Origin of the sequence: Nonomuraea sp. NPDC050663 (genome assembly GCF_044456985.1) — a bacterium.
Classification (GTDB): Bacteria; Actinomycetota; Actinomycetes; order Streptosporangiales; family Streptosporangiaceae; genus Nonomuraea.
In genome coordinates this window covers 14,548-23,277 of the sequence record NZ_JBITGL010000008.1, presented here as the reverse complement: position 1 = coordinate 23,277, position 8,730 = coordinate 14,548, and the positions used below count along the sequence as shown (strand labels likewise).

Below are 8,730 nucleotides of genomic sequence, written 5' to 3'. Positions count from 1 at the left end.
ACCTCACGACACGCCCCCGGGCACCACCACGTGATCACCGATGACCAGCCGGTCCAGCCCGCCCCGGAGGAAGGTGTCGACGGCCTCGCGCGGCGTGCGCACGATCGGCTGGCCGCGAAGGTTGAACGAGGTGTTCAGCAGAACCGGCACCCCGGTCAGCCCGCCGAACCTCTCCAGCAGCGCGTGCAGGAGCGGGTTGGCGTCGGCCCCGATCGTCTGGACGCGGGCGGTGCCGTCGATGTGGGTGACCGCGCCCAGCCGGTCGCGGTGTTCCTGCCGGGTGCGGGTGGTGAAGAGCATGTGCGCGTACTGCCGCTCGCGACCGCCCCTGATCTCGAAGAACGTCGACGCCGCCGCCTCGGTCACCACCGGGGCGAAGGGCCGGAAGTCCTCCCGCTTCTTGATCAGGTTGTTGATGTGGTCGCGCATCCGCGCCTCGCGCGGGTCGGCCAGGATGCTGCGGTGGCCCAGCGCGCGCGGGCCGAACTCCATGCCGCCCTGGAACCACGCCACGACCTCGCCTCGCTCCAGCGCCTGCGCGGTCTCCGCGAGCAGTTCCTCCTCGTCCGTCACCCGCCGAGAGCTCACGTCCGTCCTGGTCGCGAGGTGCTCGGCGATGTCCTCGGAGGAGAACGAGGAGCCCCAGTAGGGCATCCGCATCGGCTGGATGGGCGTCTCCGGCTTCCGCGTCGCGTGCAGGTAGAGCGCGGACCCCACCGCCGTGCCGTCGTCGCCCGCGCCCGGCGGCACGAAGACCCGGTCGAACACCCGGCTGCGCAGGATGAGTCCGTTGGCCGAGCAGTTGAGCGCGACGCCGCCCGCGTAGCAGAGGTCGCGCAGCCCGGTCTGGCGGCGGTAGTGCCGCAGGACGTGGAGCAGGCACCGCTCCAGCGCCACCTGCGCGGCCGCCGCGATGTCCATGTGCCGCTGCTCCAGCGGGCCGCCCGGCTCCCTGGCCGGCCCGAACAGCTCCTCCAGGACGGCGAGCACGCCCCTGTGCGTCTCGCGCTGCAGCAGGTCGCCGTCGCGGGCCAGCAGCGGGACGGCGAACTCGGGACCCTGGCGCACGTGCACGAGCTTGCGCAGCTCACGCTCGTAGCGGGTGCGGTCGCCGTACGACGCCAGGCCCATCATCTTGTACTCGTCCATGGCCATCTCGAACCCCAGGTAGAGGGTGAAGACGCCGTAGAGGGTGCCGAGCGAGTGCATGGCGGGGACCGTGTGCAGCGCTTCGAGCTTGCCGCCGATCCCGGTGTAGACGGTCAGGCTCTCGGTCTCGCCCCGGCCGTCGGCGACGAGCACGAGGCAGTCGTCGAAACCGCTCGCGTAGTAGGCGCTCGCCGCGTGGGCCAGGTGGTGCGACACCGGCGTGAACCGCGAACGCACCTCCGCGCCGGGGAAGTGCTCCGCGAACCAGTCAAGCTGCCGCTCCGGGTCGTAGACCTCGGTGAAGCGCCTGTCCAGGTAGTCGTCGCCCGACTCCAGCCCGGAACGCTCATGCGCGAAGCCGTGCCCGATCAGGTCCAGGTCGTCCAGGCCGATCCCGCCCTGGTCCAGGCAGAACCTGATGGCGTTGACCGGGAAGGCGCCGGTGGTCTTCTCGCCGGTGAAGCGCTCCTCCGCCGCGGCGGCCACGACCCGGCCGTCCACCACCAGGGCGGCCGCCGAGTCACGGCCCTGGCTGATGCGGTACTCCCGGTCCGACAACCCGGGAAGTTCCCGCCGCTTGAACTCCTCGGAGTTGTGCAGGCCGCTGATACCCAGGATTCTCATCGCGCCTCCACGAGAGTCTCTGCGTGCGCCCGAAGCGCAGTTCTGTCGATCTTCTGGCTGCCGGTCACGGGAAGGCTCGGCAGGATCGCGACGTGCTGGGGCATCAGCGCGCGCGGCAGCCACTGCTCCAGGTGCTCGCGCAGCGCGGTCCCGCGCAGGCCCTCCGCCTGCGCGTACAGGACCAGCCGTTTGTCGTTGGCTCCGTGCTCCACCACGACCGCCGCCGCCCTGACGACCCGCGGGTGGCGTTCGGCCACCGCCTCGATCTCCTCCAGCTCGATGCGCTGGCCACGCAGCTTCACCTGGTGGTCGACGCGGCCGTGGTAGGCGATGGCGCCGTCCTCGCGCCACGCGCACAGATCGCCCGTGCGGTAGACGCGCCCCAGCTCCGGGTGCTCCTGGAAGACGGCGGCCGTCCTGTCGGGGTCGCCGACGTAGCCGAGCGCCAGTTGCGGGCCGCTCAGCACCAGCTCGCCGATCTGGCCGACGGGGGCGTTCCTGTCCCACTGGTCCAGTACGGCGGCGCGGACGCCCGGCAGCGGCCGCCCGATCGGCACCGGGTCGGCCGGAGGGTCGGAGACGTGGTGGGTGACGGTGTAGATCGTGGTCTCGGTGGGGCCGTAGCCGTTCCACACGCGGGCGCCGGTGCGGTGCAGCTCGGCGACCAGGGCGGCGTTGAGCGCCTCGCCGCCGGCGATGACGTCGACGCCCGCCAGGCTGCCCCGCCCCAGGTGCGGCACGGTCATACGCCAGGTGGTGGGCGTGGCCTGGACCAGATCGAGCCGCCTGCCGGTCAGCCAGGCCGCCAGCCGTTCCGGGTCGCGTTGCAGGTCCTCATGGAGCAGCAGGAGGCGGCCGCCGGTGGCCAGGGGGAGGAAGATCTCCATCGTGGACATGTCGAAGGTCAGCGTGGCCATGTGGGTGACGTGGGGGCGGTCGGCGTCGATCATGTGGGCGATCGCGCCGACGCAGTGGCGCAGGGCGTGGTGCGGGATGGCCACGGCCTTGGGGGTGCCGGTGGAGCCGGAGGTCGAGAGCGCGTAGGCGACGCCGTCCAGGCGCACGGGGAAATCGGGCACCGCGACTGCGGGTCCCGGCTTTACGCTCTCCGGAGTCGTCTCCTCCGAGCTTTCGGGTCGCGGCTCCGGGCTCTCCGGAATCGTCTCCTCCGAGCTCTCCGGAGTCGTCTCCAAGGTGAGCGCGACGCATCCCGGCACCTCGATGCCGGGCGGCAGCACCGCGTGCCGTGCCCCCGCCGCCTCCAGCTGGTGGGCCAGCCGCAGCGGCGGATGCTTCGGATCGAGCGGCAGGAACCCCGCGCCCAGCGACCACGTCGCCAGCAGCGCCGCGATGGTCTCCACCCGCCGCGGCAACCCGATGCCGACCAGGTCGCCCGCTCCGACCCCGGCCCGCGCGAACCCGGCGGCGATGGCCGCCGTGAGCTCCCCGAGCCGCCGATACGTGACGCTCCGGCCGTCCTCCTCGACAGCCACCGCATCGGGCCTGATGACCATGTGCTCCCTGATCATCGAAGCGACCGAGCGCTCGGTGTCCCAGGTCCGTTCCCGGTGCGCGCCCGCGACGATGCGCTCGTCCTCGTCACTCCACAACCACACCCGACCGGCCGGCTGCCCCGGATCAGCGGCCAGCGCGGCGGCCAGTTGCCCCCGCACCAGCGCCCCGGCCACGACCGAGCGGGCGCGCGCATCGGCCACGAGCATCCGCCCGCCCGCCGACACCGACACCTCGCCGCCCCCGGCCACCTCCACGGCCCGCCTGACGACCGACTCGAACGGCGCCCGCCACGGCAGCCTGACCTCGTGGCCGCAGATCTCGCCGGCCAGCTCATCGCTGCCCGCCTGCCGCGCGAGCACCACCAGAGCAGCGGCCGCGATAACCGCACCGGAAGGGACCTCGAGTTTATCCGCGAGTCGTTCTGCGGCCTCGAATATCTGATTTACCATGTGGACCACGCCAATTCAGAGAATGGGAATTCCACGAAACCCCGTGTGCTGAGCAGGAAACTAGCCTGGCGTCGCGGCAGCCACGACCAGGCAGGCGGCAAGGTGGCAAGTTCGCGCCAGGTTCGGCCGGCGCGCCGCCGGCCGGTGTTACAGTGACGCCGGATAAGCAGCCGCGACGGGAAGAGAGCCGGTAATGGCGCAACTAATCCAGCGCCCGCAGATGCGTTACTACATTCTCGGGGACGCGCTTTCCAATTTCGGCGACTACGCGCTTTTCCTGGCCATGGCCATCTGGGTGAAGACCCTCACGGGCAGCACGTCGGCGGCCGGTCTCGTGATGTTCGCCTTCGCCGGGGGCAGCCTGCTGTTACCCCTGTCGGGCCTGCTGGTGGACCGTTTCCGCCGCCGCCCGCTCCTGGCCGCCTCCTACCTGCTCTCGGCGGCCGTCGTCCTCCTGCTCCTGCTGGTCAAGGACCGCGACGACGTCTGGCTCGTCTACGTGATCATGTTCTTGTACGGCGCGCTCGGCAGTGTCACGGGACCCGCCCAGAACGCCTTCCTGCCCACCGTCGTCCCCGATGAGGAGCGGCTCGGTGACGCCAACGGCGCCGTGCAGGCGATGCGGGGGCTCCTCAGGGTGTTCGCCCCGATCATCGGCGCCGGGCTGTTCGCCTGGCAGGGCGCCCAGGTCGTGGTGCTGATCGACGCGGCGGTGTTCGCCGTGGCGGCCGTGGCCGTACTGGCCATCAGGGTCCACGAGCCCGCCCCCACCAGGATCGCCCAGCCGCTGCTCGCCGAGACCACCGGCGGCCTGCGCTTCCTGCGTGACGCCCCCAACCTGCGCAGGCTCGTGCTCGCCTGCGCGCTCACGATGCTCGTCATCGGCTTCTTCGAGTCCATCGCCATCGCCGTGGTCACCGACGGCCTCGGGCGCGACGCCACCTTCCTCGCCGTCCTGGCGGGCACCCAGGCCGTCGGCACCATCGCGGGCGGCACCCTGGCCGGCGCCGTCATCCGCCGCGTCACCGAACGCGGCCTGGTGGTCGTCGCCCTCGTCATGGTCGGGGCCAGCAGCCTCCTGCTGACCGTGCCGACGGTGCCCGCCGTCATCGCGGGCATGCTGGTGCTGGGCGTGGCCGCGCCGTGGATCGTCATCGGCGCCACCACCTCACTGCAGCGCCGTACCCCCGAGGACCTGCGCGGGCGCGTCTTCGCCGCCTTCGAGTTCGGCGTGACGGTGCCCCAGGTCGCCTCGATCGCCGCCGGCGCGAGCCTCATCGCGACGCTGGACTATCGCCTGATGCTGGTCGCCGTGTGCGCGGTGGTGCTCGCCTCGGCCCTCATTCTCGGCACCGAGCGGCAGCGGCCATAGCCTCCCGCCAGGGATGGTCGGCCTGCCCGAGCAGTTCCAGAGCGTGGGCGAGCCACGCGCGCTGCTCGCCCGTGAGGTGCGGGAGCGCCTGCGCGAAGTCCAGCTCGTCCTTGGGCCGCAGACCCCTGGACTTGTACAGCAACTGCACCTCTGGAGACAGCCGTCGCACGCCCGGCTCCTCTTCCAGCGTCAACCCGTCAAGGGGGCGCCGGATGCGGGGATCACGGCGGAACACCCACTCCTCGCCCTCGGCCTCGTCGAGCATCAACTGAAACCGCCAAGGCCCCTGAGGGTCTTCACGCACCCAGATGTCGTGCACGTGCTGCGGGAGCGTCTCCCCCTCTGGCCAGGGCCGCAACGATCCCGGCGGGTCGGCGGCATGCACGTCCCAGCCGGCGAGCAGGGCCCTGGCGGCCAGGTGGTCGCGGCGGAGGAGGGCGATGTCCACGTCGCCGTGCTCACGGTACGGCCGGCCGACGGCGAGCTCGACCGCATAGCCGCCCGCGATCCACCAGGGGGCGGGGAGGTTTCGGAAAAGCGCCACAACGTCGTCCAGCGGAGCGGCCTCCCAGGGTCCCCAAGGGGTTTCGATGCGCGGCATGACGATCAATCCATTTCTCTCGAGGACTGGACGATCTTCGCAGCTGTCAGCACCTGCCCCATGCCACCCAGCCCGCGAATCAGGCCGTCACCACGTCACCGGCAATGTCACAGGCCCCACATCCATCGAATCCGTCGTCCACTCCACCTCCGCCGGCTCGCACGCCAGCCGCAACCCCGGCACCCCACGCGCCAGCGCCCCCAGGGCCGCGGCCAGCTCGACGCGGGCCAGCGCCGCCCCCAGGCAGTAGTGCGGCCCGTGCCCGAAAGCCAGCGTCGGGCTCGCCGCCTGCCCCGGCCTGAACTCGTCGGGCGCCTCGACATGCCCCGGATCCCGCTGGGCCGCCTCCAACCGGACGAGAACCATGTCCCCCTTCGCGATCGCGACCCCGCCAAGCTCGACATCCACCTGCGCATAACGCGGGAACGGCTCCCCGGTCAGACCCGACTGCAACCGCAACGTCTCCTCCAGTACGGCAGCAGCCTCGCCCGAATCCGTGGCCATGGCGTGCAGCCGACCCTCGCCCACCAGCCGGATCGTCGCCACCGCGATCGCGTTGCACGCTGTCAGATAGCCGCCCGCCACGATCGTGCTCACCATGGCGACCAGTTCGGCGTCACTGAGCCGGCCGTCGTCGCCGGTGTCACGGACAGCGATCAGGGCGGTGAGCAGATCGTCCCCCGGATTCACCCGCTTGGCCGCCACCAGCTCGACGGCGTACTCCGCCAGGTCCTGCCAGGCGCGCCGGGCCGCCACCCCACCGTCGGCGTAGTCGATGGAGCCCGTCATCCGTACGAGCTCCTGGAAGTGGTCGTGCCGCCCCAGCTCGACGCCGAGGAGCTCGCCGATGACGGAGGTCGACAGCGGAGCCGCGAACCCCGACACCAGATCGGCGGGCCCCCCGGACGCCACCAGCGCACCGACCTGGGCCTCGGCCAGTTCCTCGATGCGCGGGCGCAGCGCCGCGATGCTGCGCGGCGTGAACGCCGCCGACACCAGGCGCCGCAGGCGCAGGTGCGGCTCACCGTCCTGGAACAGCGTGTCGTGCCCCGGCGGCCCCGCGTCCGGCGGCGCGATGCCGAAACGCCGATCGGCCAGAACCGTGGTGGCGGCGTCGTAGGAGGTGACCAGCCAGGCGGCGGCACCCTCGGGGGTGCGCACCGGCGCGATGGGGGTGACGGCACGCAGATCGGCGTAGGCGGCGGGCGGCGCCATGGGGTCCGGGCGGGTGAGGGGGAGGATGGTGGCGTTATCGGTCATGGGTTCAGTTGACACGTTGACGTTGCGTCAAGGTCAAATGGGTCGACTGAGCCGCCCGAGCAGAGCCGCCCGAGCTCCGCCACCAACCACGCCGCCCCAAGCCCACACCCCACCGCGCCTCAGCCCTGTCATGACGCTTCGGATGCGGGTCGGCTGTCTGAACGGGGAGGTGCATTGGGTCATGCTGTGGCGAGTTGTGGCACCAAGGGGCACGCGCCGGGCGCGAACGAGGCGCGCATACGCCTCCCCCACCATGGGGTACGCGGGCGAAGCCCGCGCCAAGGCAAGACGCCCGAGCGAAGCGAGGCCCTCCAGGGGTCGCGCCCTCGGCGCGACTGGAAGCCACAGCCTGAGCCGCCCGGCGCGAAGCGCCCGCTGGCGAAGCCCTTTCGCGGGGGCGACGGGCAATGGAGGGCTACGAGAAGGAAGAGGCTGAGCGCCGAAGGCCGAGTGCCGAGATCAGCGCATGGCTGCCGACTCGTGGTGCCTGATCACTTCCTCGATGATGAACGCCAAGAACTTCTTGGCGAACTCCGGATCGAGCTTCGCCTCCACCGCCTTGGCCTGCAGCCGCTCGATCTGTTCCGCCTCCCGCCCCAGGTCGGCCGGCGGCAGGCCGTACTGCGCCTTGAGCTCCCCCACCTGCCGCGTGCATTTGAAGCGTTCCGCCAGCAGGTGCACCAGTGCCGCGTCGATGTTGTCGATGCTGTCGCGAAGCTCGCGCAGGCGATGCCTGGCCGACTCGTCGTTCTCCAACACCACGCCGCTCCTCCGCCCTCAGACTTCCCGTCATGGTAGTCGAGCGTGGTGGTCGACACCTTCTGGCCCGTCGGGGTCGGGGTGGACGGTGGCGGCTCGCAGGCGGGGCAGTTCGTGGGTGAGCCGGTGTTCGGCGTCGACGGCGATGGCGTGGGCGTCGACGAGGGTGAGGGTGTGGGGGACGAGGATGTCGACTTCGGCGTGCAGCGTGTGCCCGATCCAGCGCAGCCGTACGGATCCGACCTGCCGTACTCCGGGGGTGGCCGCGAGGACGGTGCGGGCTTGGTCGACGAGCGATGGGTCGACGGCGTCCATGAGTCGGTGGTAGATCTCGCGGGCGGCGTCGCGCAGGACGAAGAGGATGGCGGCGGTGATGGCGAGTCCGACGATGGGGTCGGCGATGGGGAAGCCGAGGAAGGCTCCGAGTGCCGACACCAGGACGGCCAGGGAGGTGAAGCCGTCGGTGCGGGCGTGGAGGCCGTCGGCGACGAGGGCGGCGGAGCCGATCTCCTTGCCGACCTTGATGCGGTAGCGGGCGACCCATTCGTTGCCGAGAAATCCGACGAGGCCCGCGGCGGCGACCCAAGCGAGGGCAGAGAGCTCTTGCGGGTTAATAAGGCGATAAATCGCCTGATATCCGGCGAAGAAAGCTGTGAGTGCGATCAGAATGACTATGACGATCCCCGCCAAGTCCTCCGCTCTGCCGTACCCGTAGGTGTAACGGCTCGTGGCCGCGCGGCGGCCCAGCCAGAACGCCACCGCCAGCGGCACGGAGGTGAGCGCGTCGGCGAAGTTGTGCAGCGTGTCGCCGAGCAGGGCGACGGATCCGGAGAATGCCACGATCACCGCCTGGATGACGGCGGTGACCGTCAGGATCGCGAACGACAGGCCGATGACGCGCAGGCCGCGGTTGCTCGACTCCAATGCCGAGTCGGTCTTGTCGCTGCTGTCGTGGCTGTGCGGGGTTAGCGAGTGCCATGGACCGGGCATCCCTTAGACCT

The 8,730-nt window shown here is 71.0% G+C and carries 7 protein-coding genes; 1 reads left to right on the top strand and 6 read right to left on the bottom strand.

Features of this window, described 5'->3' with window-relative positions; genetic code table 11:
- Positions 1-3 precede the first annotated feature (3 nt).
- Both ACIBH1_RS25060 and ACIBH1_RS25055 read right to left on the bottom strand, forming a co-directional pair.
- Positions 4-1,773, bottom strand: a complete 1,770-nt coding sequence (locus ACIBH1_RS25060) for a carbamoyltransferase (RefSeq protein ID WP_397316339.1) — start codon at positions 1,771-1,773, stop codon at positions 4-6.
- Entirely contained in the window at positions 1,770-3,650 is a 1,881-nt protein-coding gene (locus ACIBH1_RS25055) for an amino acid adenylation domain-containing protein (RefSeq protein WP_397316338.1), read from the bottom strand. The genes ACIBH1_RS25060 and ACIBH1_RS25055 overlap by 4 nt, the downstream gene beginning before the upstream one ends.
- A 280-nt stretch (positions 3,651-3,930) precedes the next feature.
- Between ACIBH1_RS25055 and ACIBH1_RS25050 the strand changes: the two genes are divergently transcribed.
- Complete coding sequence (locus ACIBH1_RS25050) at positions 3,931-5,109, top strand: MFS transporter (RefSeq protein WP_397316337.1); 1,179 nt, start codon at positions 3,931-3,933, stop codon at positions 5,107-5,109.
- Here the strand turns inward: ACIBH1_RS25050 and ACIBH1_RS25045 are convergent.
- The 4 genes from ACIBH1_RS25045 to ACIBH1_RS25030 all read right to left on the bottom strand — a co-directional run bounded on the left by ACIBH1_RS25045 (position 5,078) and on the right by ACIBH1_RS25030 (position 8,719).
- Positions 5,078-5,710: a nucleotidyltransferase domain-containing protein gene (locus tag ACIBH1_RS25045; RefSeq protein WP_397316336.1), complete on the bottom strand. Its 633-nt coding sequence runs from the start codon at positions 5,708-5,710 to the stop codon at positions 5,078-5,080. The genes ACIBH1_RS25050 and ACIBH1_RS25045 overlap by 32 nt on opposite strands.
- A gap of 87 nt (positions 5,711-5,797) precedes the next feature.
- The gene (locus tag ACIBH1_RS25040; protein ID WP_397316335.1) at positions 5,798-6,970 is read right to left on the bottom strand and encodes a cytochrome P450; all 1,173 of its coding nucleotides are present in this window, start codon (positions 6,968-6,970) and stop codon (positions 5,798-5,800) included.
- 459 nt (positions 6,971-7,429) lie between these two features.
- Positions 7,430-7,729, bottom strand: coding sequence for a chorismate mutase (locus tag ACIBH1_RS25035; protein ID WP_312894399.1), 300 nt, complete (start codon positions 7,727-7,729; stop codon positions 7,430-7,432).
- A gap of 30 nt (positions 7,730-7,759) precedes the next feature.
- Complete coding sequence (locus ACIBH1_RS25030) at positions 7,760-8,719, bottom strand: cation diffusion facilitator family transporter (protein ID WP_397316334.1); 960 nt, start codon at positions 8,717-8,719, stop codon at positions 7,760-7,762.
- Positions 8,720-8,730 lie beyond the last annotated feature (11 nt).